Source organism: Streptomyces sp. NBC_00670, assembly GCF_036226765.1.
Classification (GTDB): domain Bacteria; phylum Actinomycetota; class Actinomycetes; order Streptomycetales; family Streptomycetaceae; genus Streptomyces.
Window position 1 is genome coordinate 1803282 of the sequence record NZ_CP109017.1, and the last position, 25931, is coordinate 1829212.

The following is a 25931-nucleotide window of genomic DNA, read 5'->3' on the forward strand; positions in this document are numbered from 1 at the left end:
CGCTCTGCGACTTGCCCAGTGACGCTGTGCTGTCAGTCTTGTGCTGTTCGTGTTCGCCGACGCGAGGAGTACGCATGCACGCGCGCGTAGCCGCCGCCACGACCACCGCGCTCCTGGGGACGAGCATCGCCATACTGCCCCCGTCCCACGCGGGGGCCACGGTGCACGACGCCCCCGTGATCGTGGCCCACCGGGGCGCCTCCGGATACGCGCCGGAGAACACCCTGCCCGCCGTCGACAAGGCCGCCGACATGGGCTTCGACTGGGTGGAGAACGACGTCCAGCGCACCAGGGACGGCCGGCTCGTCGTCCTGCACGACGACACACTGGCGCGTACGACCGACGTCGAGCAGGTGTATCCCGACCGGGCGCCGTGGAAGGTCGGCGACTTCACCGAACGGGAGATCGCCCGGCTGGACGCGGGCAGCTGGTTCGGCCGCGAGTACGCCGGCACCCGGGTGCCCACGCTGCGCCAGTACCTGGACCGGGTCACGCTGCGCCACGAGAAGCTGGTCCTGGAGATCAAGAACCCGGAGCTGTACCCCGGCCTCGCCCGGCAGACCCTGAACACCCTCGCCGACCGGGGCTGGCTCGACGCCGACCACGTCCGGCGGCGGCTGGTGGTGCAGAGCTTCGACGCGGACACCGTACGGACCGTGCACGAACTGCGGCCGACGGTGCGGACCGCCTACCTGGGCACCCCGCGCGTCGCCGACCTGCCCCGGTACGCCGAGTTCACCGACGGCGTCAACGGCGCCCATCCCACGCTGTCGGCCGGGTACGTGTCCGCCGCCCACGCGGTCGAGGGCCCGCACGGCCGTCCGCTGCGGGTGATGGCGTGGACGGTGAACAGCGCCGAGGTGGCTCGCCGCGTCGCCGGGTACGACGTCGACGGCATCATCACCAATGTGCCGGACGTGGTGCGGCGGGCGGTGGAGGAGGACTGAGCCGCCCGGCGGTCCTCCCGTGCCGGGGCGTTGTCAGTGGTGCGCCGTACCGTGGGCCCATGAACGGTGAGAACGGTGCGGGCAGCGCCGTACGGCGGGCCGTCTGGACGGTGCTCCCCACGGACATCGGTCCGCTGCTGCTGGCCGCGACGCGGGACGGCCTGGTGAACGTCGTCTTCCACGCCACGGACCCGGTGCGCGGCAAGGCGCTGGAGCGGCTCACGGCCCGGCTGGGCGGCGAGCCGCTGCACGATGCCGCCTCCCCGCTGCTGTCCGAGGCGATATCCCAGGTGGAGGGGTACTTCGCGGGCCGGCGGCGGGAGTTCGCGCTGCCGCTGGACTGGTCGCTGATCTCCGGCTTCCACCGCCAGGTGCTGCGCGAGCTGGCCTCCGGGGTGCCCTACGGCTCGGTGGTGGGGTACGGCGATCTGGCCCGGCGGGTGGGCCAGCCGGGGGCGGCGCAGGCCGTGGGGCTGGCGATGGGCGCCAATCCGCTGCCGGTGGTGGTGCCCTGCCACCGGGTGGTGGAGAGCGACGGCGGCATCGGCGGCTTCGGGGGCGGTCTGGAGACCAAGCGCAGGCTGCTGGCACTGGAGGGGGTGCTTCCGGAACCGCTCTTCTGACCCGCCTCGGCAACCGCTCGTCCGGCCCGCCTCGGCTCCGCACGTTTGGCGGGGTGCGGCACCCGCCAGAGATGAGGCAGGAGCCGAAGACGGGAGGCAATGCGTGTTAGTGGTGTCCGAAGAGGTGCGGGAAGCGCTCGTCGCGGGCCGGCCGGTGGTCGCGCTGGAATCCACGATCATCGCCCACGGGCTGCCGCGCCCGCGCAACCTGCGGGTCGCGCACGAGCTGGAGGAGCTGGTGCGCGAGGGCGGGGCGACCCCGGCCACGATCGCCGTGCTCGACGGGCAGCCGCATGTGGGGCTCGACAAGGACCAGCTGGAACGGATCGCCCAGGAGGACGGGATCCGCAAGCTGGGCCACCGTGACCTGCCGCTCGCGGTGGCCACCGGGGCGAGCGGCGCGACGACGGTGTCCGCGACGGCCCTCCTCGCCTCGCTCGCGGGCGTACGGGTGTTCGCGACCGGGGGCCTGGGCGGGGTGCACCGGGAGTGGACGGTGACCCAGGACGAGTCCGCGGACCTGGGACTGCTCGCGCGCACCAGGATCACCGTGGTGTGCGCGGGCGTGAAGTCGATCCTGGACGTCCCCGCGACCCTCCAGCGGCTGGAGACGCTGGGGGTCTCCGTGGCCGGGTACGGCACGGACCGGTTCCCCGGCTTCTACCTGTCCGACTCGGGCCATCCCGTCGACTGGCGGCTGGACACCCCGGAGCAGGTCGCGGCGGTGATGCGGGCGCAGACCTCGCTGCGCGGACCCGCGTCGGCGCTGATCGTGGCCAATCCGCTCCCCGAGGAGGAGCAACTCGATCCCGCGCTGCACGCGCGCGTGCTGGCCGACGCGCTGCGGGCGTGCGAGGAGCGGGGCGTGACGGGGCAGGCGGTCACCCCGTTCCTCCTGGACCACCTGGTGCGGCACACCGACGGCGCCTCGCTCGCCGCCAACCTGGCGGCGGTACGGGGCAACGTACGGCTCGCGGCGCGGATCGCGGCGGTCTGGGCCGGCGCGTGACCGGTCCCGCTGGGCCCGGAGGCACGGGCGGGGCGCTGCTCGTGGTCGGTGACGTGGTGACGGACGTCGTGGCCCGGCACCGGGGGCTGCCGGTGCCGGGTACCGACACGGCCGCCGCGATCCGGACCGTGCCGGGCGGGGCGGGCGCCAACGTGGCGTGCTGGGCCGCCCACTGGGGCCTGGAGGACGTGCGGCTGCTGGGCAGGGTCGGGGCCGAGTCGGCCGCCTGGCACGAGCGCGAGCTGACGGCGTGCGGGGTGCGTGCGCGGCTCGTGGTCGACCCGGACGCGCCGACGGGAACCGTGATCTGTCTGGTGGACACGGACGCCTCGGGGGAACGCACGTTCCTCACGGACAGCGGGGCCTCACTGCGACTGGGGCCCGGCGACTGGTCACCGGCGCTGCTCGACGGTGTGGCGCGGCTGCATCTGTCGGGTTATCTGCTGTTCTCCGCCACGGGCAGGGCACTGGTGTCGGTCGCCGTCGCGGCGGCACGCGCGCGGGCAGTGCCCGTCAGCCTCGATCCCGCGTCGGCCGGTTTCCTCAGCGTGCTGGGGACGGAGCGCTTCCTGACGCTGGCCGAGGGCGTCGACGTCCTCCTGCCCAGCCGGGACGAGGCGTGTCTGCTGACCGGGCTGTCCGAGCCGGAGGAGGCCGCGGCCGCGCTGAGCCGCCGGGTGCCCCTGGTCGTGGCCACGCAGGGGGCGCGCGGTGCCCTGGTGGCCGTGTCCGGAGCCGTACGGGGCCGGGTTCCGGCGCTGCCCGCGGCCCTACGGGACACCACGGGGGCAGGGGACGCCTTCACCGGGGCGTTCCTCGCCGCCCTGCTGTCCGGCGCGGGCGCGGGCGCGGATCCGGTGGCGGCGGCGCGGGAGGGCTGCCGGGCCGGCGCGCTGGCCGTGGGCGAGGTGGGCGGGCGGCCACCGGGCAGCGCCCGCGCGGGTTGAGCCGTTAGTCCTTGCGTCCCCAGGCCGAGATCATCGGGGACGTGGCCAGGTCCATCGTCCCGGAGGCCAGGTTGGCGAGGTGCCGGTCGATCTCCTCGTCGGTGGCCAGTCCCGCGGCGACGAGGCGGTCGCGGACCTGACGGACCGTGGCCGCCTCGAGGTCGGTGCAGGCGGGCGAGGTGATCGGGAAGTACGCGTCCGCCCGGACGTCCTTCAGCCCGGCCTCCCGCAGCAGCCGCGGCAGCCCGCGCCCGTACGACAGATCGGCGCCGCGCTCGGCGAGGAGGGAGCGGAACCCCCTGCGCAGCCGGTTGGCGAGCTCCTGCGCGGGGCCGTACTCGTCGGGGCAGAGCAGCGGCTGCAGCGCGGGGTCGGCGTCCTCGATCAGCAGGTGGCCGCCGGGGCGCAGGGAGTCGATCATCGAGCGCAGGGCGCGGTCCCGGTCGGGCACGTGGACCAGGACGAGCCGGGCGTGCACCAGGTCGAAGCCGTCGCCCGGCGGTTTCTCGGCGCCGACGTCGTGGGTGCGCACCTCGATCGGGGGCCGCGCGGCCGCGGTGGCCCAGGAGGTGTCGATGTCGGTCGCGAGGACCTGGCCGGACGGGCCGGTCCGCCCGGCCAGCCAGGAGATCACCGAGGTGCCGCCGGCGCCGACCTCCCAGCAGCGCCAGCCGGGTGCGATGCCGAGGTTCTCGAGGTGACGGAAGGTGCCGGGGTCGAACAGGGTGGCGAGTGCGGCGAAGCGCCGGCCCGCCTCCGTCTGCCGGTTGTCGAGGAGGTATCCGTCGGATCGCGTCATGCCGGCGATGATCTCAGACTTATCCACAGGCTCCTCCGGCGATCCGGCGGTTCCGGCAGACTGGCCTGCGGCGACACGGTGTGCAGGACGGCGCAGGAGAGGCGTGCTACGCCGGGCGGTCCCCGCCGTTCCATGCCGGGTGCCGGGGGTCGTCCGCGCGGACCAGGACGTCGACGGTGCCTGCGGGGTCCGTCTCGGCCTCGTAGCGCGCGTGGGCGGGCAGGGTCCAGTGCTCGGCCTCGGGGGTGCGGCGGCGCAGGGCGCCGGCGGAGAGGAGGACATGGACGGTCAGATCGAACGGGAACCAGTGGTGCAGCAGGAAGGAGCCGTGCAGCAGGAGCACCCCGCCGGGTGGGAGCGGGACATAGGGGCTGCGGGTGGCCCGGTCGGTGGCCGGATCCCGCAGGTCCGGCAGGACGTGTCCGTCGGCGCCGGGTTCGAGGCGCCCGAACACCTCGCGCCACAGGGCGCCGGTGTCCAGCCAGCCGTCGTAGTAGGAGTCGGGGTCGTGGTGTCCGTGCTCGAGCCGGAGTGACGCGGGGCGCCAGAAGCCCTCCGCGGCGACGACGAGGGACGGACGGCCGCGCGCCCGGAGCGCCTCGCCGACGCGCTCGGCGAGCGCGCCGGGCCGGGCGGCCGGGGCTCCGTCCACCGCGACGCGCGGCCAGGAGCCGCCGTCCTCCGGCTTCAGGTCGAGCAGACGGTCGGCGAGCGCCTCGGCGAGGCGCTCCCAGGTGATCGCTTCGAGTCGCACACGGCCCATGATGCCGCGCCGGCACGGCGCCCCCGTGCGCACCCCGAAAGGCGGCGCCGTTCGGGGACGGGGGCGGCCGGACCGGTCGTGCACGCGGTGTTCCGGCGGGTCAACTCAACATCATTGAGAAGAAGATGATTAGTCAAAGCGGCGATCGAAGCGATCGGGCTGGTGCTGCGGGTCGGTGATCAGCGTGAGAGGGCCGATCGGAAGGGACAGGGTGAGCAAGCAGGGTCCGGTGGCAACGTCCGGGCCGGTGTCCGTCGGGAAGGCCGTCGGCGGGGCCTTCGGGACGCACGTCAGGAGAGCAGGAAGTCGGCCTCACCCGCCTTCGCTCCCTCGATGAACGCGGTCATCTCGGCGGAGGTGTAGATCAGCGCGGGTCCGTCGGGGTCGGTGGACTGGCGGACGGCTATGCGGCCGTCGGAGAGCTTCATGGCCTCCAGGCAGTTGCCCCCGTTGCCGCCGCTCCACGGCTTGTGCCAGCCCTCGCTGCCCAGTTCCCGCGCGGGCATGCCGTTGTAGACGCGGTTGCGGGTCAGCGAGCCGGCCGCGGCGCGGCGGTCCTGCTTGATGTTGATGCGGTCGTGTGCGATGCGGTCCATTCACAGCTCCTTGCGAAGATCCTCGAGGATCTCCTTCGTGCGTTGTGCCGTGGCGGCCTGGGCCGCCATGCGGTCCATGACCTCGAGGTGGGTCGCCACCTCGGAGCGCGAGTCGAGGTAGACCGCGCCGGTCAGGTACTCGCTGTAGACCATGTCCGGGAGCTCCGGCATGGCGAACCGGAAGAGGACGAACGGCCCGTAGGTGCCCGGGTGGGGTCCCGAGGAGAACGGGATCACCTGGAGCGTCACGTTGGACAGCTCGCCGAGCTCGAGCAGCTTGTCGATCTGGGCGCGCATCACCTCCGGGGCGCCGACGGGGCGGCGCAGTACGGTCTCGTCCATCACGGCCCAGAAGTGGGGCGCGTCCTCGCGGGTGAGCAGCTGCTGGCGGCGCATGCGCACATCCACGTGCCGCGAGATCTCGTCCGGGCTGGTCTGCCCGACGGCGCCCGACTTCAGGACGCCGTGGGCGTAGTCCTCGGTCTGCATGAGTCCGGGGACGAAATGGGGTTCGTACGAGCGGATGAGGGCCGCGGCTCCCTCCAGGCTGACGTACATCGAGAACCAGCCCGGGAGGATGTCGTGGTAGCGCTGCCACCAGCCGGGCTTGTTGGCGTCCTCGGCCAGCCGGACGAACGCCTCGGCCTCCTCCTCGTCGACCCCGTACGCCTGCAGCAGCAGCTGAAGGTACGGAATCTTGAGGGCGACCTCGGCGGTCTCCATCCGGCGCACGGTGGCGGGCGCGACGCGCAGGATGCGCGCGGCCTCCTCACGCTTGAGCTGCGCGCGTTCACGCAGGTCGAGCAGGCGCCGACCGAGAACGACCTGTCCGACCGTCGGCGCGGACCGCGGTTCGCTCATCTCGCCCCTCCTCCTGGTCCGGACAGGCCGGGCGGCGCCGTTCGGAAGCCTCCCCGCTCTTGTTCGAACGGTTCGTCCGCAACGGGCGTCCGGGTGGGAAAACGACGTTCCACACCCGTATGACCACGTTCCGTACAGAGGTTCCAACTGGCGCCGCTCGGCGTGCTGTTGCGAGCAGTGTGCCACGCCCTCTTTCGAGCGCACACCGCACTCTGCAATTTTCAGAGTGACTCTTGCCAAGTGTTCCCGACGGGGAGATAGTGGCAAGCGTGACTCCGCCCGCGCGTTTAGAAACAGACGCCGAGGACCGGTCGGGTCTGCATGCCGCCCCCGGGGTACGCCCCGAGGCGGCCGCAGAACACCGGTTCCGCTTCCAGCTGTCCGCCCATCCGGGTTCCGTGGCACGGGCCCGGCGGCTGACACGGCAGCGGTTGAGTGACTGGGGGGCCTGCGGGGACACCTGCGACTCGGCCGCCCTGATCGTCTCCGAACTCGTCACCAACGCGATCGTGCACACCGCCAGCGAGAGCGTCGTCTGCGAGCTGCGCGACGACGACGAGCTGGTGCGCATAGCCGTGCGTGACGAGGGCTGTGCCCCGGGCGAACCGCATCCCTCCCCGCGCCGACCGGAGGAGGAGCACGGCCGGGGTCTGCTCCTGGTCGAGGCACTGTGCCGGGCCTGGGGCGCCCAGGAGACCGGGCCGGGGCTGCTGGTCTGGGCGGAGCTTCCGCGCCGGGCCGAGGTTCCGACCCCCCGGGACCTGTCGTGTTCCGGCGACAGGTCCCGCCCCGACTCCCCCGAGGGCCACGACTCCCCGCAGGACGTCCGGCCCGCCGAGCCCCATGGCTCCCCGGAGGCCGCCGACGCCCCGGAAGCCGACGCCCCGGACACCGGTGCCGGCCCGGAGCCGCACCCCGCTCCCGGGCACCGCACCACTCCGCCCCCCGTCCCGCGCTCCGATCTCGGCTGGAGCGCGAAGAAGCCCCCGGCCGAGGGCGGACGCGGCGACGAGACGGAAGCGCTCGACGAGGCCGAAGCCCTCTGGGACATGAGGTCCGTATGGATGTGACGGGCGCCCCGGCAGGCGGCCCCCACGGCGCCCGGGTCCTGACCCTGGCCACTCTGGCCGGCCTCGGACGCGCCCGGCGCACGCCCGCCGCGTCCGACCGGCTCCCCATCCCCGCCGACATGCACCTGCCGCTCGGCTGCGACGCGGTGGCGGTGCCCGCCGCCCTCGGGGCCCAGCTGATGCCCCGGCTCCCCCGCGTCGGCTGCGTCTACGCGGACCGCGCGCACTGGTGGTGGATCGTTCCCTCCGACTCCGACGTGGCCCTGGAGTGGCCGACGCCCGCGCGCTACACGGCGGGCGCGGTGGTCACCCGCCGGACGCACGGCCCCGGCGCCGGCCACGGCCCCGTGGAGCTGATCCACCGGCCGCACGGCACTCTCCCGTACACCCCGCCGATCCCCCTCTACCTGGCGCTGTGCCGGGTCACGGGCGCGACCCCGGCGTGGTCGCGGCCCCTCAGCGCCTGAAGCCCCCTGCGACAACCGGCGGCACGATCAGTCGGCCACGACCTCCGCCGCGCGCACGATCACGAGGAAGGTGTCCGTGGCGAGGTCCATGACGACCTCGGCGGGGGTCCCCTCCTGACGGCGCGCCTGCGCGAACTCCTCCGCGGGCCACGAGCCGCGGGGGCCACCGGCGGGGAACCGCTCGAGCACCGTTCTCCCGTTCACCTGTACACCTCCGTGTCACGCGCCGTACTCCCCGGAACCTCTCCCGGAACGGTTGTGGTCCGTAGAGTTAAACGCCTGAGACAGGGTATAGGTCTCCGGACGTGACGGTACTGAGATGTTGTTGACACTCGTTCACCGTATTTGTGTGACGCCCGTCTCCTTTTCGACGCTTTTCTCCGCGGTGCCGAGCCCCGCCCGCCGACGGCGTGCGGCGAGTTCGGCGAGCAGTTGGTCGAGCCGCTCCCGGTGGCGGGGGTCGAGGCTCCCGGCGTCGTCGAGGTGCACGGCGCAGGCCGTGGTGGTGTCCACCAGCCGCTCCAGCGTGGCGGCCACCTCGGCGGTGCCCTCCGTGTGCCGTGCGAGGGCCGGCAGTTCGGCCGCGGCCCTCCCGATGGCGGCCTGGGCCTCGGCCAGCGCGTGGTAGGCGTCACGCCGCAGCGTCCACCGGCGGGCCCGGTCCCCGGGCTCGTGCAGGACGTGCGCGAGATAGGCGTACGCCGCGTCGGCCGCCGCCGTCAGCCGGGCCCTGACGCCCCCGGCGCGCTCCCCCGGCACCGGGAGATGGCCGACGAGCAGGACGATGGCGCAGGCCAACAGGGTCTCGCCGATCCGGTTCCAGGAGGCTCCCGGCTCCCCGCCGACCATGAGCAGGGCCAGAACGAGCACCGTGATGACGGCGGTCTGGGCGGCGAAATGCCGTGCGGCGACCGGGATGAGCGCCCCGCACAGCGCGACCACCGCGATCAGCCCGCCCGGCCGGGGCACGAGGGCGGCGACCCCGGCGAAGACGACGGCCCCCAGCACCGTCCCGGCCGCCCGGGAGAGCACACGCGAGACCAGCGGGCCGAGATCGGGCTTGACGAGGAAGACGGCGGTGGCCGGGAGCCAGTACCAGTGGGGGTGGCTGCCGTACCAGCCCGTCCGGTGCAGGGCCTGTGCGACGGCGGCACTCGCCCCGAAACTCAGTGCGACCCGGAAGCCGTACTCGCGTCCGCCGGGACCGAGCGCGGTCCGCAGCAGCGAGCGGGCGCCGCGCCGGCGGGTGTGCAGCCGGCCGCCGTCGCCGCGGTCGAAGGCCTCGGCGGCCCTGAGCAGGGCGTCGTCGAGTGCGCGCAGCGCGGCGGCGGTGCGGGTGGGCGCGGGCAGCGGGCCGGTGGGCGTGTGGGCGCGGACGGCGGCGGCGAGCCGGCGCGGCCCCTCCGCGGCCCGGACCGGGACCGGACGCCCGGCCCAGGCCAGCGCGGTCGCGGCCTCGGCCAGTGGCAGGGCGGCGGCGTACTGCGCGTGCAGCCGCCGCTCGGCCGCGGAACCGGCGTGCCGCCGCAACCGGGGGCCGGCGAGGGCGTCCTGGGCCTGGTCGAGGGCGGCGGTCAGGGCGGCCCGGTGGGCGGTGGCTTCCGGGGTGCCGGTGGCGTCGAGGAGCGCGGCGACGGCCTCGTACACGTCGGCGACCGCCGCCCGCTCCCCGTCGAACCGGAAGTCGAGCCGCGCGCCGCCTGTCGCGGTGGTGCCGGGGGTGGGCAGCACCAGGCGCAGGCCGAGCAGCCAGCCGGCGCCCACGAGATAGATCAGCGCGCTCTCCCAGCCCGGCTCCGGCAGCATCATCCCGGCGCCGACGGCGGAGGTGACCAGGAGCTGGGTGCCGGAGGCGGAGGCGACGGGCCCGACGGCACTGACCGCACCGGCCAGCAGCCCGAGGAAGGTGAGCAGCAGCGTCAGGGCCACCGCGCCGGTGTGCCGCCCGGCATACGTGCCGACGAGCAGCCCGGCGGCGCCGGCGAGCGCCGGCAGGCCCAGCCGGCCGACCGAGGCGCGCCGGCTGCCGGGCCGGTCGTTGACCCCGGCGAGCATGGCGCCGAGCGCGGCGACGACCCCCACGGAGGTGCGTCCGGCGAGCACGCCCGCGAGCAGCAGCGGCCCGGCGGCCAGCGCTCCGCGCACCACCGCGTTCCAGGGCACCGGGCCGCGCTGGGCGCGCAGCGCGTGGGCGAGCCAGGGCGGCAGACGGAAGGGGGCGCGGGTCACGGGGCTCCTGTCGGACGAGGGCGGGGCGGGGCCTTCGGGCGACGGTGGCCGGGCTCTTCGGTGTCTCTACGGTACGGCGGAGACGGGCGGGACGGGGAACGCCGGTGTTTCACCGGGGTGACGGCGGACGGGCCGGCGGGGTGCGAGGGGGGCGGACGGCGGCATCGGCCCGGGGCCGGCCCTACGGAGAGGGCTCCGTGGTCGGCAGTCCCGCGGCCGTGGCCGCCGTGCGCAGCACCTCGCGGAGCATCTCGGGCGTGAGCCGCCCGGTGAACGTATTGCGCTGGCTGACGTGGAAGCACCCGAAGAGCTCCAGGACACCGTCGTCGCCTGTGCCGCTGGCGCCGACGGTTCCCTCGGCCCGGTCCAGCCGAACGCGGGCGCCGTGGCCGAAGGCCGGCCGGGGGCGGGGCACCGTCCAGCCGGCTTCGGCGAAGGCCGGCAGTGCGGCCTGCCAGCCGAACGCGCCCAGCACCACCACCGCCCGGAGCGTCGGCCGGAGCAGCGCCAGTTCCCGCACGAGCCAGGGCCGGCAGGTGTCCCGCTCCCGCGGGGTGGGCTTGTTGGCGGGCGGGGCGCAGTGCACGGGCGAGGTGATCCGCACGCCGTACAACTCCAGCCCGTCGTCCAGCCGTTCGGACGTCGGCTGCGAGGCCAGCCCGACCTCGTGCAGCGCCGCGTACAGCACGTCCCCGGAGCGGTCGCCGGTGAACATCCGTCCGGTGCGGTTCCCGCCGTGGGCCGCCGGGGCGAGTCCGACGATCAGCAGCGCGGCGTCGGGCGGGCCGAAGCCCGGCACCGGCCGTCCCCAGTACGTCCAGTCGGCGAAGGCGGCCCGCCGGGTGCGGGCCACCTCCTCGCGCCAGGCCACCAGCCGCGGGCACGCCCGGCACCCGGCGATCCGCCCGTCGAGCTCCTCCAGCGCGCTGCCGTCCATACCACCACCGTAGATCCCCGGGAGGGCTGCGCGAGTTCCGGTCCCGGGCGGGTCCGGTCCGCCCCTGGCTGCGGCTAAGGTCGGAGCATGGCTTCTGAGGTCAGAGACGGAGACACCGGCGCCGCGCCCGGCACCGGAACCCACCCCGACGCCGTCGCCGCCGCGGTCGCCGCGCGGCCCGCCGGGGGCGAGAGCGTGCGCGTCGACAGCTGGATCTGGTCCGTGCGCCTGGTGAAGACCCGCTCGATGGGCGCGACCGCCTGCCGGGGCGGCCATGTCCGCGTGAACGGCGAGCGCGTGAAGCCCGCGTACGCCGTCCGCGTCGGCGACGAGGTACGGCTGCGGCACGCCGGCCGCGAGCGGGTCGTCGTCGTGAAGCGTCTGATCCGCAAGCGGGTCGGCGCCCCTGTCGCGGCCGAGTGCTACGTCGACAACAGCCCGCCCCCGCCGCCCCGCGAGGCCGGCGCCCCGATCGCCGTCCGCGACCGGGGCGCCGGTCGGCCCACCAAGCGCGACCGCCGCGAACTGGACCGGCTGCGCGGCCTGGCCCCGGGGGACGGCGACACCGACATCCCCTGAGCCCGCTTCCGGTGGGGCACCGCGCTCCCTAAGCCGACTCCTGCACCGGCGCCGCCCGTACCCACACCCGGTCCTCGGTCAGGTAGCGGTCCACGCGCAGGCCGGCCTCCGCGAGTGCCTCCTCGAACTGCTCCCTGGTCAGGGGCCGCGCCAGGAACGTCTGTGTCCATGTGGCGTCCGGGAACTCGTACTCCGCGCGCACCTCGTGCACGCCGTCGCCGACGGGCTCCGCCGAGCGTATGCGCACGGTGAACCCGCTCGGGTCGACCCGTTCCCGCGGCAGGTCGGTGTGGTAGTCCTCGCCCTCGCGCTGGATCAGCACGCAGCCGTCCGCCGCCACGTGCCGCGCGCAGGTCCGCAGCAGGCCCCGCCGCACCTCGACGTCCCCGGCGTGGACGAGGAAGGAGGCGAGCAGCACCACGTCGAACGTCTCGTCCAGCCGCAGGTCCTCGATCGGGGCGCATATCGTGCGGGCCCCGCGGACCCGTTCCAGCATCGCCGCGGACTCGTCCACCGCCGTGACCCGGAAGCCGCGCTCCCGCAGTGGATGCGTCATCCGCCCCGCCCCGCTGCCCAGTTCCAGGATGCGCGCCCCCGGTGGCACCGCCGCGGCGATGATCTCGGGCTCCTCCCCCACGGGCAGCCGGGCGTAGAGCTCGACCGCGCAGCCGTCCGGGGTGATCGCTCCGGGCCCCGTTCCCTCGTGTCCCGCTCGCATGTCCTGCCTCATGCCGGGAGAACGGACGGCCGGTCCGCCGCCGTTCCCCCGCACCCGTCACTCGTTGGAGTGAACGTTCGACGGGGGAACAGGAAACCGGCGCGCGACAATGGGAAGGGGTGAGGCCTATGCGTACCGGCAGTGAACCGACGACGGCACGCAGTCCGCTGCGGCTGCGCTTCTGGCTGAGTCTCTGGGGCGAGGTCTGGACGATCGGCGGCACGGTGGCGCTCGCGCTGGCGGGCCGGACGGGCTGGGCGGCCCTCTGCGGGGTGCTGTGGCTGATCGTGACCGTCGATCTGTTCATGGTGCTGCGGCACATCCGGCAAGGCCCGCACTGGCAGCCGGGCCGCGACATCCCGCCCTATGCGCCACCGGAGCAGCGGCGTCGCTGAGCCGGGGACCCGCCAATGATCCCTCCGGCTCACGCGTCGAAGCGGGCGGCGTCCAGGTAGCGCGGGTTGGGGTCGAGCGCGGCAGCGAGTCGGAAGTGCCGCTTGGCCTGTTCGGGGCGCAGCTGGCGCTCGTAGGTCCGTCCGAGCGCGAAGTGGGCGAAGGCGTTGTCCGGTTCGCGTTCCAGGACGATGCTGAACTCCAGCTCGGCGGGGCGCAGCTGGGCGGCGGCGAAGAAGGCCCGGGCGCGCAGCAGCCGGGCCGCGGTGTTCTCCGGGTGCGCGGCTATGAGTCCGTCGAGCAGCTTGACCGCGCCCCGCGGGTCGCGTGCGGCGAGCAGTTGCTCGGCGGCGCGGAAGTCGATCACGTTCGTTTCCGGAGTCCGTCCACGGGAACCGCTGATGTCGGGCACGACGAAGTCCTTCCCTCACTCGGCCGCTTCAACGCCCCCGGCAAAACCGCTATTCCTGGGGCGGCCGTGCCGTGGTCCGTCGGCGTGCGCGGCGGACGAGGTCGTCCCACAGCTCCCGTACCTGCCGCTCCAGTTCGGGCAGGGGCACGTCGTTGTCGATGACGACGTCCGCGATCGCGCGCCGTTCCTCGCGGGACGCCTGGGCCGCCATGCGGGCGCGCGCGTCCTTTTCGCTCATGCCGCGCAGCCGTACCAGCCGGTCGAGCTGGGTGGCGGGGTCCGTGTCGACGACCACGACCACGTCGTACAGGGGTGCGAGGCCGTTCTCGGTGAGGAGCGGCACGTCGTGGACGACGACGGCGTCCTCGGCCGCGGCGGACTCCAGCTCGCGGGAGCGGGCGCCGACCAGGGGGTGCACGATCGAGTTGAGCACGGCGAGCCGGTCGGGGTCGGCGAAGACGACGGCGCCGAGGCGGGGGCGGTCGAGGCTGCCGTCCTCGGCGAGGATCTCCTCGCCGAAGGCCTCGACGACGGCCGCGAGTCCCGGCGTGCCGGGGGCGACGACCTCGCGGGCGATGCGGTCGGCGTCGATCAGCACGGCGCCGTGCGCGACGAGCAGCCGGGACACCTCGCTCTTGCCGGCGCCGATGCCGCCGGTCAGGCCCACGGACAGCATGAGCGCGCCTTCACCTCACTCAACTCCCGCACCGGCGGGGACGACGTCACGACTGACGGCGGGTACCGCCTGTCCGGCCCGCCGGATCGTCCGCGTCGCGGCGGGGACGGGCAGGTCGTGGCCGTCCGGCAGACTATCGGATCAGCCGTCGCCCTCTCGCTCCGCGAGGAAGCGCTCGAACTCCTGGCCGATCTCGTCGGCGGACGGGATCTCCACCGGCTCGGCCAGCATGTTGCCCCGCGTCTCGGCGCCCGCCGCGGCGTCGTACTGGTGCTCGAGGCCCTGGACCAGGGCGACCAGTTCCTCGTCGCCCTCCTGGATCTGCCGGTCGATCTCGGTCTGGGTGCGGTGGGCGTCGGTGCGCAGGGAGTGCGCGACGCCGGGCAGGACCAGTCCGGTCGCGGCCGTGACGGCCTCGAGGACCGTCAGCGCGGCGTCCGGGTAGGGGGAGCGGGCGATGTAGTGCGGGACGTGCGCGGCGACGCCCAGCACGTCGTGCCCGGCCTGCGCCAGGCGGTACTCGACGAGCGCCTCCGCGCTGCCGGGCACCTGCGCCTCCTCGAAGGGGCTGCGGTGGCCCGGCACCAGGTCGGTGCGGTTGCCGTGCGGGGTCAGGCCGACGGGGCGGGTGTGCGGGACGCCCATCGGGATGCCGTGGAAGTTCACCGCCAGGCGGACGCCGAGCCGCTCCACGATCTGTCCGACGGCCGCGGCGAAGCGCTCCCACTCGACGTCCGGTTCGGGACCGGACAGCAGCAGGAAGGGCGCCCCGGTGGCGTCCTGGACGAGGCGCACGTCGATCGTGGGCTCGTCGTAGTCGGTCCAGGTGTTGCGCTTGAAGGTCAGCAGCGGCCGACGGGCGCGGTAGTCGACGAGCCGGTCGTGGTCGAAGCGGGCGACGACCTGGTGGGGCAGCGAGTCGAGCAGCCGGTCGACGATCTGGTCACCGGTCTCGCCGGCGTCGATGTAGCCGTCGAAGTGGTAGAGCATGACAAGTCCGGCCGACTCCTGCGCGAGCGCCATGTCGACGACGGCCAGGCCCTTCGGCTCCCATGCGTACAAACTCTGCGGATCAAGCACTGTGACCGCTCCTCCTCGTGTCCAACTGGAGACAACGTGGCGCGGGACACGCGCATTCCCGCACGGCCGGGCCGGGTGGGGAAAACCGGGCATCCGGCCGGGCACCCGACCGCGCGTCCGGCGGTGGCGGCACAACGCGGAAGGCCCGCACCCCGAGGGGGTGCGGGCCTTCCGTTCGGCTCGGTGGTCCGGTCTCAGCGACGGGCGCTCAGGCCGGGGTCCGACGCGTGGCCGGGGTTCAGCTCTGGCCGCCGGCCAGCTTCTCCCGCAGCGCCGCGAGCGCCTCGTCCGAGGCGAGCGCGCCGGAGGTGTCGCCACCCTCGGAGGAGTACGAACCGCCGCCGGACGCGACCGGAGCGGCGGCCTCGCCACCCTCGGCAGCGGCCTTCTCGTCCGCCTCGCGGGACTTGATGACCTGCGCCTGGTGCTGCTCGAAGCGCTGCTGCGCCTCGGCGTACTGGGTCTCCCACGCCTCGCGCTGGGTCTCGTAGCCCTCGAGCCAGTCGTTGGTCTCGGGGTCGAAGCCCTCGGGGTAGATGTAGTTGCCCTGGTCGTCGTAGGACGCGGCCATGCCGTACAGGGTCGGGTCGAACTCGACCGTCGACGGGTCGGCGCCGAAGGCCTCGTTGGCCTGCTTCAGCGAGAGGCTGATGCGACGGCGCTCGAGGTCGATGTCGATGACCTTGACGAAGATCTCGTCGTTGACCTGGACGACCTGCTCCGGGATCTCCACGTGGCGCTCGGCCAGCTCGGAGATGTGGACCAGACCCTCGATGCCCTCGTCCACGCGGACGAACGCACCGAACGGAACCAGCTTGGTGACCTTGCCGGGCACGACCTGGCCGATCTGGTGCGTGCGGGCGAACTGCTGCCACGGGTCTTCCTGGGTCGCCTTCAGCGACAGGGAGACGCGCTCGCGGTCCATGTCGACGTCCAGGACCTCGACCGTGACCTCCTGGCCGACCTCGACGACCTCGGAGGGGTGGTCGATGTGCTTCCAGGACAGCTCGGAGACGTGCACCAGGCCGTCGACGCCACCCAGGTCCACGAAGGCACCGAAGTTGACGATCGAGGAGACCACACCGGAGCGGACCTGACCCTTCTGGAGGGTCGTGAGGAACGTCTGGCGGACCTCGGACTGGGTCTGCTCCAGCCAGGCACGGCGGGACAGGACCACGTTGTTGCGGTTCTTGTCCAGCTCGATGATCTTCGCCTCGAGCTCCTTGCCCACGTAGGGCTGGAGGTCGCGGACGCGGCGCATCTCGACCAGGGAGGCCGGGAGGAAGCCGCGGAGGCCGATGTCGAGGATGAGACCACCCTTGACGACCTCGATGACGGTACCGGTGACGATGCCGTCCTCTTCCTTGATCTTCTCGATGGTGCCCCAGGCACGCTCGTACTGGGCGCGCTTCTTCGAGAGGATCAGGCGGCCTTCCTTGTCCTCCTTCTGGAGAACAAGGGCCTCGATCTCGTCACCGACGGCGACGACCTCGTTGGGGTCGACGTCGTGCTTGATCGAGAGCTCGCGGCTCGGGATGACACCTTCGGTCTTGTAACCGATGTCGAGCAGGACCTCGTCCCGGTCGACCTTCACGATGACGCCGTCGACGATGTCGCCGTCGTTGAAGTACTTGATCGTCTCGTCGATCGCGGCGAGGAAGGCTTCCTCGTTACCGATGTCGTTGACCGCAACCTGCGGGGTGGTGGCGGTGGTCTCGGTGCTGCTCGTCATGTGGGAAAGGGCTCCGGTACGGACATTGAAGTCGTAGGTACTGCTTGCGCCGGGAGCCCGTTTCGCTCTGCAGAAGCCGGACAGCTTAGGAAGCACCCCGCGACAACGCGGTGGCGCCTCGACAACCGAGGGGACATACAACAGATGCGAGCGCAGCCTGCTACGTCTGAGGAGCGCAGGCCCGCAGCGCAACTTGTAGCATACGGGGGCAGCCGGACAGGGTCAATGCGCGAAGGCGCACACCCGGGGCGGATCCCCGCATACCCGGCACAATCACCGTCCGCGGAGGCCACGCGGCGTCCCACGGCACCCTCGAGCGGCACCGCCGCGACGGCGGCGCCGAGATGTGACGGAAGAGTACGACGAGGGAGCCGATCATCCAAGAGTCCGAACCGCTCGAACCCGAGGCCACGCGGCGTGTCGCCGGAGTGACGGAGAGCGCCCGCGCCAACCGGGGCTGGTGGGACCGCAACGCGGACGAGTACCAGGTCGAACACGGCACGTTCCTCGGTGACGACCGCTTCGTCTGGTGCCCGGAGGGCCTCGACGAGGTCGAGGCCGAACTGCTCGGCCCGCCGGAGACGCTGGCAGGCCGGGACGTCCTGGAGATCGGCGCCGGCGCGGCCCAGTGCTCGCGCTGGCTGGCCGCGCAGGGTGCCCGCCCGGTCGCGCTGGACCTCTCCCACCGCCAGCTCCAGCACGCGCTGCGGATCGGCGGACCGTTCCCCCTGGTGTGCGCCGACGCCGCCGTCCTGCCCTTCGCCGACGCCTCGTTCGACCTGGCCTGCTCGGCGTACGGGGCGCTGCCCTTCGTGGCCGATCCGCGGCTGGTGCTGCGGGAGGTGCGCCGGGTGCTGCGGCCGCGCGGCCGTTTCGTGTTCTCGGTGACACATCCGGTCCGCTGGGCCTTCCCGGACGAGCCGGGCCCCGAGGGGCTGAGCGTGTCCGCGTCCTACTTCGACCGCACGCCCTACGTGGAACAGGACGAGGACGGCCGCGCGGTGTACGTCGAGCACCACAGGACGCTCGGCGACCGCGTCCGCGACATCGTGGCCTCCGGTTTCCGGCTGGTGGACCTGGTGGAGCCGGAGTGGCCCTCCTGGAACACCTCGGAGTGGGGCGGCTGGTCCCCGCTGCGCGGCGGGCTGATCCCGGGTACGGCGATCTTCGTGTGTGAGAGGGACTGAGCGATGACGGCGTAATCGCTGCTTCACGCGCGCGTGGAGGGCGATCACGCCGGCGTACGACACTGGGGGGCGTGATCCGTGACGACGCCCTGGAGGCGCTGCCCGTACGCGGGGCCCTGCCCGCTCTGAACGACGCCCTGGAGGGCCACGGGACCGCCGTGCTGGTGGCGCCGCCCGGCACCGGCAAGACGACCCTGGTGCCGCTGGTGCTGGCGGGGCTGGTGGGCGGGGGTCCCGCGCGCCGGGTCCTGGTGGCCGAGCCGCGGCGGATCGCGGCGCGGGCGGCGGCACGGCGGATGGCGTGGCTGCTGGGCCAGGAGGTGGGCGGCGACATCGGGTTCACCGTGCGCGGGGAGCGCGTCGTCGGACGCCACGCGCGCGTGGAGGTCGTCACCACCGGTGTGCTGCTGCAGCGGCTCCAGCGCGACCAGGAGCTGCCCGGGGTCGACGTGGTGGTCCTGGACGAGTGCCACGAGCGGCATCTGGACGCCGACACGGCCGCCGCCTTCCTGCTCGACGTGCGCGGGACGCTGCGGCCCGGACTGCGGCTGGTCGCGGCCTCGGCGACGACCGACGCGCAGGGGTGGGCGCGCCTGCTGGGCGGGGCCCCGGTGGTCGAGGCCGCAGGGGTGTCCCATCCGGTGGAGGTGGTGTGGGCGCCGCCGGCCCGGCCCGTGCGGCCGCCGCACGGGATGCGGGTGGACCCGGCGCTGCTGTCCCACACGGAGTCGGTGGTACGGCGGGCGCTGGCCGAGCGGCCCGGCGACGTGCTCTGCTTCCTGCCCGGCGTCGGGGAGATCGCCCGGGTGGCCGGGCTGCTGGGGGACCTGGGCGCGGTGGACGTGCTCCAGGTGCACGGGCGGGCGCCGGCGGCCGTGCAGGAGGCGGTGCTGTCCCCCGGGGTGCGGCGCCGGGTGGTGCTCGCCACCTCGGTGGCCGAGTCGTCGCTGACGGTGCCCGGGGTGCGGGTGGTGGTGGACGCGGGGCTGGCGCGGGAGCCGCGCGTGGACCATGCGCGCGGGCTGAGCGGTCTGACGACCGTACGGTCCTCCCGGGCGGCCGGACGGCAGCGGGCCGGACGGGCCGGACGGGAGGCGCCCGGAGTGGTGTACCGGTGCTGGGCGGAGGCCGAGGACGGCCGTCTGCCGCCGTTCCCGGCGCCGGAGATCAAGGTGGCCGACCTGACCGCGTTCGCGCTCCAGGCGGCCTGCTGGGGCGATCCCGACGCCTCCGGGCTGGCGCTGCTCGATCCGCCGCCGGGCGGGGCGATGGCGGCGGCCCGGGAGACCCTGACCGCCGTCGGCGCGGTGGACCCCCGGGGGCGGGCCACGGACCGGGGGGCACGGCTGGTGCGGTGGGGGCTGCACCCGCGACTGGGCCGGGCCCTGCTGGACACCTCCGGCGCGGCGGCCGAGGTGGTGGCGCTGCTGTCCGAGGAGGCCCCGCGGGCGTACGGCGACGACCTGGCCGGGGCACTGCGCACCGCACGGCGCGGGGGCGACGCGTACGCGGCCCGCTGGCGGAGCGAGGTACGGCGGCTGCGTGCCGTGGTGACGGAGCCGGGCGGGCGGTCCCGCGGCCGGGGAGCCGCGGGGACCGACGGCCGGCCCTCCGGCCACGACGACCGGCCCTCCGGCCCCGGCGGGCGGTCGCCCGGCGCCGACGTGGCCGGTGCGGGGGACGACGGGCTCGTCGGGCGGGCCGTCGCGCTGGCCTTTCCCGAGCGGGTGGCGCGGCTCGACGGCGGGTCGTATCTCATGGCCTCGGGGACGCGGGCCGAGCTGGGTGAGGGGTCGGCGTTGCGGGGGGCGCCGTGGATCGTCGTCGCCGTGGCCGACCGGCCGGCGGCCGGCGGGCACGCGCGCGTGCGGCTCGCCGCGCCCGTCCCGGAGGACGTGGCCCGGGAGGCGGCCGCGGCGCTGCGGACCGATCAGGAGGAGGTGCGCTGGGCCCACGGCGACGTCGTGGCGCAGCGGGTGGAGCGGCTGGGGGCGATCGAGCTGTCGGTGCGGCCGCTGCCGGACGCCGCGCCCGGGCTCGTCCGCGACGCGCTCCTGGAGGGGCTGCGGCGGGAGGGGTTCGGCCTGCTGCGGTGGTCGCCGGAGGCGGTGGCGCTGCGGCAGCGGCTGGCGTTCGTGCGGCTGCGGCTCGGCCCGCCGTGGCCGGACGTCTCGGACGACGCGCTGCACGCGCGCGTGGCGGAGTGGCTGGAGCCCGAGCTGGGCCGCGCCCGGCGGCGGGCGGACCTCGGGCGGATCGACGCCGGTCAGGCGCTGGGCCGGCTGCTGCCGTGGGCCTCGGGCGAGGCGGCCCGTCTGGACGAGCTGGCCCCGGAGCGGCTCACCGTGCCCAGCGGGTCGCGGATCCGCGTCGACTACGCCGATCCGGAACGGCCGGTGCTCGCCGTGAAGGTGCAGGAGATGTTCGGTCTGGACAGCTCGCCCGTCCTGGCCGGGGTGCCGGTCCTCGTGCACCTGCTCTCCCCCGCCGGACGGCCCGCCGCCGTCACCGCGGACCTCGCCTCGTTCTGGCGGGACGGCTACCGGGCCGTACGGGCGGAGCTGCGCGGCCGGTACCCGAAGCACCCGTGGCCGGAGGACCCGGCGGCCGCGGAGCCGACCCGGCACACCAACGCGCGGCCGCGTCGCTGAGGCGCGGGCCGGTCACGGTGGACCGGCCCGCGGGGACGGGGGCTACGACGCCGCCTCGGCGACCTTCAGTTCGAGCGTGACGGTCGCGCCGCCCGCCGTGGTGACGCGGAGCAGGAACGTGCCCGTGGTGTCGTCCGCGTACAGCTTCGGCAGCTTCAGCACGCCGTCGGGGTCGGTCGTCAGCCCCGTGAGGGTGCGTACGGGCTTCTTGTCGGCGTCGTCGGCCGTGCCGGCGGGGTCCTGGAAGTAGGGGCCCTTGTCGTTCTCGGTCGCGTCGTCCGCGGACTTGATGAGCGTGGCGGTCGCGGCGACCTTGCCGGGGGCGGCGCCCTTGTAGGTGGCCTTCAGCTGGATCTGCTCGGCGAACTCGCCGCCGGGGGTGCAGGTCAGCGGGGTGTCGCCGACCCGGACCAGGGCGTCGGCCGTGCGTGCGGTGACGGTGGCGGTGTGGTCGAGGGCGGCCACGGTGCGGCCCACGACCACGGCGCGGACCGTGAATTCGCCGGTCTTCTCGCCGGCCACGAGGGCGGGCGCGGTGGCGGTGCCGGTGCCGCCGGTGCGGACGGTGGCGGTCTTCTCGCCGCCGGTGAAGGTGGCGTCCGTGTCGCCGACGATGGTGAAGCGGATGCGGACCTTGGCCACGGCCGTGCCCGCCTTGGTCTCCGGGCGGACCACGATCTTCTCGCCGAACGTGTCACCCGCCCGCGCGGTCAGCCTGCCGGTGCCGGCGTCGTCGAGGTGGTCGACGGTGTCGGTCGGCGTGGGGGTGGGTGTCGTCGAGGGGGGTGTGCTCGGCTTCGTCGGCTCGGTGGACGGCTTGCCGCCCGCGTCGGAGCCGGAGTCGGAGCCGGAACCGGAATGCGAGCCGGTGTTGCCGGGCTCGGTGGTGTGGGACGCCGGCGGTGTGGTGGTCGTCGCGGGGGTCGAACCGGTGCCCGAGCCGCTGCTCTCGTCGCTGCGGTGGCGGGGCAGGGTGCCCGTGCCGTCCGGCACCGAGTGGGTGCCCTTGCGGTAGAACTCCAGCCACGACAGGACGGTGTTGAGGTAGTCCTGCGAGTGGTTGTAGCTGAGGATCGCGGCGTTCAGGTTCGACTGGACGGACAGGTCGCGGTCGGCGCGGCACAGGTAGTGGCCGGCGGCGAGAGCGGCGTCGTAGACGTTGTTGGGGTCCTTGACGCCGTCGTCGTTGCCGTCGCGGCCGGCCCAGGCCCAGGTCGACGGGATGAACTGCATGGGGCCGACGGCGCGGTCGTAGGTGCTGTCGCCGTCGTAGGCGCCGTTGTCGGTGTCCGGGATGTGGGCGAAGCCGCTGCCGTTGAGGACGGGGCCGAGGATCTTGGAGTACGTCGTGCCCTCGGCGTCGACGCGGCCGCCGCGGGCCTGGCCGGACTCCACCTTGCCGATGGCGGCGAGGAGTTGCCAGGGGAGGTTGCAGCCGGGCTTGGACTCGCGGAGTTCGGCCTCGGCCTTCTTGTAGGCGTCGAGGACGGTGGCGGGGATGCCGGAGTCGTCGCCGGTGCCGCCGGAGCCGGAGTTCGCGTTGTCGTCGGGGGCCGGGGTGGGGCTGTCGAGCGTGGGGAGGTCGGTGTAGTAGTGGCCGTCGCCGGTCGCCGAGTCGTCGCCGGTGGCGTCGGGGGTGTTCTGGGCGGAGCCGGTGGTCTGTCTGCCGTGGTCGTCGGCGGTGACTCCGGGGGCCTGGGACGCGGAGAGTGCCGCGACTGCTGCGGCTGCGAGGGCGGTGGTTGCCGCGCCCTTGCGGAGCCGCCTGCCGAAATGCGCCGCCATAGAGTACGCCCCTCCCGTGGACGAACGTCCGTGCTCTTCTGCTCTCGACGGTGCGTTGGGCGGGCGTGTGCCGCCCTGGCACCGTGACGGTGGTGACCCTACGGCAACGTGCGGCTGGGTGGCACCCGTTGATGGCGGGTCTTCACCGGTTGGCCATGTGCGCGTGGGGGTGTCGCGTGTGCGTCACCCTTACTTGACGGTTGTGGGCGTTGGACGGTTGTGGTGCGGGTGAGGGTTTTTCGCCCCCGCCGCCCCTACCCTTCCCGTCCCTTCAAGGGGCGCTGCCCCTTGGACCCCGGGGGTGGGTAGGAGTCGGGGGTGGGTGGGGAGTTGGGTGCGGGTGGGAGGTCGGGGTGGGTGGGTGTGGGGGTTGGTGGGGAATTGGGGGTGGGTGGGGGTGGAGCGCCTGGGAGTTCGGGTGGGTGGGGTGGGGCGCCTGAGAGCTCGGGTGGGTGGGTTCGTGGGCGGGTGCGGGTGCGTTGTGGCTTGTCGCGCAGTTCCCCGCGCCCCTTCAACGCGCCCCCGCGGCGAAGCCGCGCAAAGACACAGCCCCGCGCCCCTTCAACGCGCACCCGCGGCGAAGCCGCGCAAAAACACAGCCCCGCGCCCCTTCCAAGCAGTGGGGCGCCCCCTGCTGGAAGCAGGTAGGACGCCTCCTGCGGTGGAGCCGCGTGGCAACGCTGCCCCGCGCCCCTGCGGGGTGCGGGGCAGGGTGGTCAGTGGGCCGCTGATTCCCAGTTGGGGCCGGAGCCCACCGAGACGTCCAGGGGGGCCTTGAGGTGGACCGCTGTGGTCATTTCCTGGCGGATCAGGGATTCGACCCGGTCGCGTTCGCCGGGGGCGATGTCGAGGACGATTTCGTCGTGGACCTGGAGCAGCATGCGGGAGGTCAGGCCGGCCGCGCGCAGCGCCTTGTCGACCTTGAGCATGGCGATCTTGACGATGTCCGCCGCCGTGCCCTGGATGGGGGCGTTGAGCGCCATGCGCTCGGCGGCCTCGCGGCGCTGGCGGTTGTCGCTGTTGAGGTCGGGCAGATAGCGGCGGCGGCCGAAGAGCGTCGCCGTGTAGCCCGTCGCCCGGGCCTCGTCCACCACGCGGCGCAGATAGTCCCGTACGCCGCCGAACCGCTCGAAGTAGGCCTCCATCAGGGCGCGTGCCTCGCCGGCGTCGATGTTGAGCTGCTGGGAGAGGCCGAAGGCCGACAGCCCGTACGCCAGGCCGTACGACATCGCCTTGATCTTGCGACGCATCTCCGCGTCCACCGCGGAGCGTTCCACGCCGAAGACCTGGGAGGCGGCGGTGGTGTGCAGGTCCTCGCCGGAGGTGAACGCCTCGATGAGGCCGGCGTCCTCGGAGAGGTGGGCCATCACGCGCAGTTCGATCTGGCTGTAGTCGGCCGTCATCAGCGACTCGTAGCCCTCACCGACGACGAAGCCGCGGCGGATGGCGCGGCCCTCGTCCGTGCGGACGGGGATGTTCTGGAGGTTGGGGTCGGTGGAGGAGAGCCGTCCGGTGGCGGCGACGGTCTGGTTGAACGTGGTGTGGATGCGGCCGTCCGCGGCGATCGTCTTGATCAGGCCCTCGACGGTGACGCGGAGCTTGGCCTGCTCGCGGTGACGGAGCATGATCACCGGGAGTTCGTTCTCGGTCTGGGCGGCGAGCCAGGCCAGGGCGTCGGCGTCCGTGGTGTAGCCGGTCTTGGTCTTCTTCGTCTTCGGCAGGCCCAGTTCGCCGAAGAGGACCTCCTGGAGCTGCTTGGGCGAGCCGAGGTTGAACTCGTGGCCCGCCGCCGCGTGCGCCTCCTTCACCGCCTGCTGGACGGCGCCCGCGAACATCTGCTCCATGGACTCCAGATGGGCCCGGTCGGCGGCGATGCCGTGCCGCTCCATGCGGGCGAGCAGCGCGGAGGTCGGCAGTTCCATGTCGCGCAGCAGATCGGCCGCGCCGACCTCCTCCAGTCTGCCGGTGAACGCCTCGCCGAGGTCGAGGATGGCGCGGGCCTGCACCATCAGCGCGTCCGCCTCGGCCTCCTCGTCGGCGCCGAAGGCGAGCTGGCCGTCGGCGGCGGCCGGGGGCGCCAGTTCGCGGCCGAGGTACTCCAGGGTCAGCGCGTCCAGATCGAAGGAGCGGCGGCCGGGCTTGACCAGGTAGGCGGCGAGGGCGGTGTCCATCGTGACGCCCTCGATCGTCCAGCCGTGCTCGGCGAAGACGCGCATCGCGCCCTTGGCGTTGTGCAGCACCTTGGGGCGCTCGGCGTCGGCGAGCCAGGCCGCGAACGCCTGCTCGTCGGCCTCGTCGATCGCGGTCGGGTCGAACCAGGCGGCGGCACCGGTGGCCGTGGCGAGTGCCACCTCGGCGACCGAGCCGGTGCCCAGCGCCCAGGTGTCGACCGTGGCCAGGCCGAGCGGAACCGTGCCGTGCTCGGCGAGCCAGGGCGTCAGCTCGCCCGCGCCGAGCACCGCGCCGTCCACCGCGACACCGGCGGCGACCGGTGTGGCCTCGGCCTGCTCGGCGCCGGGGTCGACGGCGAACAGCCGTTCACGCAGGGAGGGATTGCGGATCTCCAGGGTGTCCAGGAGCATCGTGACGGCCTTGCGGTCATAGGCGACGCGCTCCAGGTCGGCGACCGTCTTCTCCAGCTCGACCTGCCGCTCCAGCTCGGTGAGCCGGCGGTTGAGCTTCACCGACTCCAGGTGGTCGCGCAGGTTCTGCCCGGCCTTGCCCTTGACCTCCTCGACGCGCTCGACGAGTTCCGCGAACGAGCCGAACTGGTTGATCCACTTCGCGGCCGTCTTCTCGCCGACGCCCGGGATGCCGGGCAGGTTGTCGGACGGATCGCCGCGCAGGGCCGCGAAGTCGGGGTACTGGGCGGGCGTCAGCCCGTACTTCTCGACGACCTTCTCGGGGGTGAACCGGGTCAGCTCCGAGACCCCCTTGGTGGGGTACAGCACCGTGATGTGGTCGCTGACGAGCTGGAAGGAGTCGCGGTCGCCGGTGACGATCAGGACGTCGAAACCGGCGGCCTCGGCCTGGGTGGCGAGGGTGGCGATGATGTCGTCGGCCTCGAACCCCTCGACGGCGAAGCGGTTCGCGTGCATCGCGTCCAGCAGTTCGCCGATGAGCTGGACCTGGCCCTTGAACTCGTCGGGCGTCTTGGAGCGGTTCGCCTTGTACTCGGTGAACTCCTCCGAGCGCCAGGTCTTGCGGGAGACGTCGAACGCCACCGCGAAGTGTGTGGGCGCCTCGTCGCGCAGCGTGTTCGCCAGCATCGACGCGAAGCCGTAGATGGCGTTCGTCGGCTGGCCCGTCGCGGTCGTGAAGTTCTCCGCGGGCAGCGCGAAGAACGCGCGGTAGGCCAGCGAGTGCCCGTCCATGAGCATCAGCCGCGGACGGTCGCCGCCGGGGGTCGTGTCGGTCTTCTTCGATGCTGTCTCTGCCACGTCCCCGATCCTGCCACGCCCCACTGACAG

The 25931-nt window shown here is 73.7% G+C and carries 24 protein-coding genes; 10 read left to right on the forward strand and 14 right to left on the reverse strand.

What is annotated here, in order from left to right; all coding sequences use genetic code 11:
* The first annotated feature begins 74 nt into the window (after positions 1-74).
* From OIE12_RS08045 to OIE12_RS08060, 4 genes are all read left to right on the forward strand, one after another.
* Entirely contained in the window at positions 75-947 is an 873-nt protein-coding gene (locus OIE12_RS08045; RefSeq protein WP_329133198.1) for a glycerophosphodiester phosphodiesterase, read from the forward strand.
* 59 nt (positions 948-1006) lie between these two features.
* Positions 1007-1570 carry a methylated-DNA--[protein]-cysteine S-methyltransferase gene (locus OIE12_RS08050; protein WP_329133200.1) on the forward strand — a complete coding sequence of 188 codons (564 nt, stop codon included), beginning with the start codon at positions 1007-1009 and terminating at the stop codon, positions 1568-1570.
* A gap of 103 nt (positions 1571-1673) precedes the next feature.
* Positions 1674-2579: a pseudouridine-5'-phosphate glycosidase gene (locus OIE12_RS08055; protein ID WP_329133203.1), complete on the forward strand. Its 906-nt coding sequence runs from the start codon at positions 1674-1676 to the stop codon at positions 2577-2579.
* Complete coding sequence (locus OIE12_RS08060; RefSeq protein WP_329133205.1) at positions 2576-3526, forward strand: carbohydrate kinase family protein; 951 nt, start codon at positions 2576-2578, stop codon at positions 3524-3526. The genes OIE12_RS08055 and OIE12_RS08060 overlap by 4 nt, the downstream gene beginning before the upstream one ends.
* Before the next feature lie 4 nt (positions 3527-3530).
* Here OIE12_RS08060 and OIE12_RS08065 read toward each other — a convergent pair whose 3' ends face one another.
* From OIE12_RS08065 to OIE12_RS08080, 4 genes are all read right to left on the reverse strand, one after another.
* A complete protein-coding gene (locus OIE12_RS08065) occupies positions 3531-4325 on the reverse strand; it encodes a methyltransferase domain-containing protein (RefSeq protein WP_329133207.1) in 795 nt (264 codons plus the stop codon).
* 106 nt (positions 4326-4431) lie between these two features.
* Complete coding sequence (locus OIE12_RS08070; protein WP_329133209.1) at positions 4432-5079, reverse strand: uridine kinase; 648 nt, start codon at positions 5077-5079, stop codon at positions 4432-4434.
* Between the two features lie 299 nt (positions 5080-5378).
* The gene (locus tag OIE12_RS08075) at positions 5379-5594 is read right to left on the reverse strand and encodes a DUF397 domain-containing protein (RefSeq protein ID WP_050811338.1); all 216 of its coding nucleotides are present in this window, start codon (positions 5592-5594) and stop codon (positions 5379-5381) included.
* A gap of 90 nt (positions 5595-5684) precedes the next feature.
* A complete protein-coding gene (locus OIE12_RS08080) occupies positions 5685-6545 on the reverse strand; it encodes a helix-turn-helix domain-containing protein (RefSeq protein WP_329133211.1) in 861 nt (286 codons plus the stop codon).
* Positions 6546-6814: 269 nt separating this feature from the next.
* Here OIE12_RS08080 and OIE12_RS08085 point away from each other — a divergent pair, with 269 nt between their 5' ends.
* Entirely contained in the window at positions 6815-7615 is an 801-nt protein-coding gene (locus OIE12_RS08085; RefSeq protein ID WP_329133213.1) for an ATP-binding protein, read from the forward strand.
* Complete coding sequence (locus tag OIE12_RS08090) at positions 7606-8082, forward strand: hypothetical protein (protein ID WP_329133215.1); 477 nt, start codon at positions 7606-7608, stop codon at positions 8080-8082. The genes OIE12_RS08085 and OIE12_RS08090 overlap by 10 nt, the downstream gene beginning before the upstream one ends.
* A 27-nt stretch (positions 8083-8109) precedes the next feature.
* Here the strand turns inward: OIE12_RS08090 and OIE12_RS08095 are convergent, their stop codons facing one another.
* The 3 genes from OIE12_RS08095 to OIE12_RS08105 form a co-directional block, all read right to left on the reverse strand.
* The gene (locus tag OIE12_RS08095; RefSeq protein ID WP_199806916.1) at positions 8110-8286 is read right to left on the reverse strand and encodes a hypothetical protein; all 177 of its coding nucleotides are present in this window, start codon (positions 8284-8286) and stop codon (positions 8110-8112) included.
* Positions 8287-8418: 132 nt separating this feature from the next.
* Complete coding sequence (locus OIE12_RS08100; RefSeq protein ID WP_329133219.1) at positions 8419-10311, reverse strand: FUSC family protein; 1893 nt, start codon at positions 10309-10311, stop codon at positions 8419-8421.
* A gap of 181 nt (positions 10312-10492) precedes the next feature.
* Positions 10493-11248, reverse strand: coding sequence for a uracil-DNA glycosylase (locus OIE12_RS08105; protein WP_329133221.1), 756 nt, complete (start codon positions 11246-11248; stop codon positions 10493-10495).
* A gap of 87 nt (positions 11249-11335) precedes the next feature.
* On the opposite strand from OIE12_RS08105, the gene OIE12_RS08110 reads away from it, so the two are divergent.
* Positions 11336-11827 carry an RNA-binding S4 domain-containing protein gene (locus tag OIE12_RS08110; RefSeq protein ID WP_329133222.1) on the forward strand — a complete coding sequence of 164 codons (492 nt, stop codon included), beginning with the start codon at positions 11336-11338 and terminating at the stop codon, positions 11825-11827.
* A 28-nt stretch (positions 11828-11855) separates the two neighbouring features.
* On the opposite strand, the gene OIE12_RS08115 is transcribed toward OIE12_RS08110, so the two are convergent.
* Positions 11856-12545 carry a class I SAM-dependent methyltransferase gene (locus OIE12_RS08115; RefSeq protein WP_329133224.1) on the reverse strand — a complete coding sequence of 230 codons (690 nt, stop codon included), beginning with the start codon at positions 12543-12545 and terminating at the stop codon, positions 11856-11858.
* Between the two features lie 128 nt (positions 12546-12673).
* Here OIE12_RS08115 and OIE12_RS08120 point away from each other — a divergent pair, with 128 nt between their 5' ends.
* Entirely contained in the window at positions 12674-12940 is a 267-nt protein-coding gene (locus tag OIE12_RS08120) for a DUF6343 family protein (RefSeq protein ID WP_329133227.1), read from the forward strand.
* 29 nt (positions 12941-12969) lie between these two features.
* Here the strand turns inward: OIE12_RS08120 and OIE12_RS08125 are convergent, their stop codons facing one another.
* From OIE12_RS08125 to rpsA, 4 genes are all read right to left on the reverse strand, one after another.
* Positions 12970-13350 (reverse strand): tetratricopeptide repeat protein, encoded by a 381-nt coding sequence (locus tag OIE12_RS08125; protein ID WP_329133229.1) that lies wholly within the window; start codon positions 13348-13350, stop codon positions 12970-12972.
* 49 nt (positions 13351-13399) lie between these two features.
* Complete coding sequence (coaE, locus tag OIE12_RS08130; protein ID WP_329133231.1) at positions 13400-14026, reverse strand: dephospho-CoA kinase; 627 nt, start codon at positions 14024-14026, stop codon at positions 13400-13402.
* Between the two features lie 141 nt (positions 14027-14167).
* Positions 14168-15106: a PAC2 family protein gene (locus tag OIE12_RS08135; RefSeq protein ID WP_329133233.1), complete on the reverse strand. Its 939-nt coding sequence runs from the start codon at positions 15104-15106 to the stop codon at positions 14168-14170.
* A 238-nt stretch (positions 15107-15344) separates the two neighbouring features.
* Entirely contained in the window at positions 15345-16838 is a 1494-nt protein-coding gene (gene rpsA / locus OIE12_RS08140; protein WP_329133235.1) for a 30S ribosomal protein S1, read from the reverse strand.
* A 374-nt stretch (positions 16839-17212) separates the two neighbouring features.
* Between rpsA and OIE12_RS08145 the strand changes: the two genes are divergently transcribed.
* A complete protein-coding gene (locus OIE12_RS08145; RefSeq protein ID WP_329141774.1) occupies positions 17213-18025 on the forward strand; it encodes a class I SAM-dependent methyltransferase in 813 nt (270 codons plus the stop codon).
* A gap of 71 nt (positions 18026-18096) precedes the next feature.
* A complete protein-coding gene (hrpB, locus tag OIE12_RS08150; protein WP_329133237.1) occupies positions 18097-20676 on the forward strand; it encodes an ATP-dependent helicase HrpB in 2580 nt (859 codons plus the stop codon).
* Between the two features lie 42 nt (positions 20677-20718).
* Here the strand turns inward: hrpB and OIE12_RS08155 are convergent, their stop codons facing one another.
* Positions 20719-22461 (reverse strand): lytic transglycosylase domain-containing protein, encoded by a 1743-nt coding sequence (locus OIE12_RS08155; RefSeq protein ID WP_329133239.1) that lies wholly within the window; start codon positions 22459-22461, stop codon positions 20719-20721.
* 716 nt (positions 22462-23177) lie between these two features.
* Complete coding sequence (gene polA, locus OIE12_RS08160) at positions 23178-25901, reverse strand: DNA polymerase I (protein WP_329133242.1); 2724 nt, start codon at positions 25899-25901, stop codon at positions 23178-23180.
* Positions 25902-25931 lie beyond the last annotated feature (30 nt).

Excerpts from the sequence above, each read along its gene's own strand:
- OIE12_RS08045 (WP_329133198.1), top strand. The coding sequence starts at position 75 with ATGCACGCGCGCGTAGCCGCCGCCACGACCACCGCGCTCCTGGGGACG.
- OIE12_RS08050 (WP_329133200.1), top strand. The coding sequence starts at position 1,007 with ATGAACGGTGAGAACGGTGCGGGCAGCGCCGTACGGCGGGCCGTCTGG.
- OIE12_RS08065 (WP_329133207.1), bottom strand. The coding sequence starts at position 4,325 with ATGACGCGATCCGACGGATACCTCCTCGACAACCGGCAGACGGAGGCG.
- OIE12_RS08075 (WP_050811338.1), bottom strand. The coding sequence starts at position 5,594 with ATGCCCGCGCGGGAACTGGGCAGCGAGGGCTGGCACAAGCCGTGGAGC.
- OIE12_RS08080 (WP_329133211.1), bottom strand. The coding sequence starts at position 6,545 with ATGAGCGAACCGCGGTCCGCGCCGACGGTCGGACAGGTCGTTCTCGGT.
- OIE12_RS08090 (WP_329133215.1), top strand. The coding sequence starts at position 7,606 with ATGGATGTGACGGGCGCCCCGGCAGGCGGCCCCCACGGCGCCCGGGTC.
- OIE12_RS08105 (WP_329133221.1), bottom strand. The coding sequence starts at position 11,248 with ATGGACGGCAGCGCGCTGGAGGAGCTCGACGGGCGGATCGCCGGGTGC.
- OIE12_RS08110 (WP_329133222.1), top strand. The coding sequence starts at position 11,336 with ATGGCTTCTGAGGTCAGAGACGGAGACACCGGCGCCGCGCCCGGCACC.
- OIE12_RS08115 (WP_329133224.1), bottom strand. The coding sequence starts at position 12,545 with ATGCGAGCGGGACACGAGGGAACGGGGCCCGGAGCGATCACCCCGGAC.
- OIE12_RS08120 (WP_329133227.1), top strand. The coding sequence starts at position 12,674 with ATGCGTACCGGCAGTGAACCGACGACGGCACGCAGTCCGCTGCGGCTG.
- coaE (WP_329133231.1), bottom strand. The coding sequence starts at position 14,026 with ATGCTGTCCGTGGGCCTGACCGGCGGCATCGGCGCCGGCAAGAGCGAG.
- rpsA (WP_329133235.1), bottom strand. The coding sequence starts at position 16,838 with ATGACGAGCAGCACCGAGACCACCGCCACCACCCCGCAGGTTGCGGTC.
- OIE12_RS08155 (WP_329133239.1), bottom strand. The coding sequence starts at position 22,461 with ATGGCGGCGCATTTCGGCAGGCGGCTCCGCAAGGGCGCGGCAACCACC.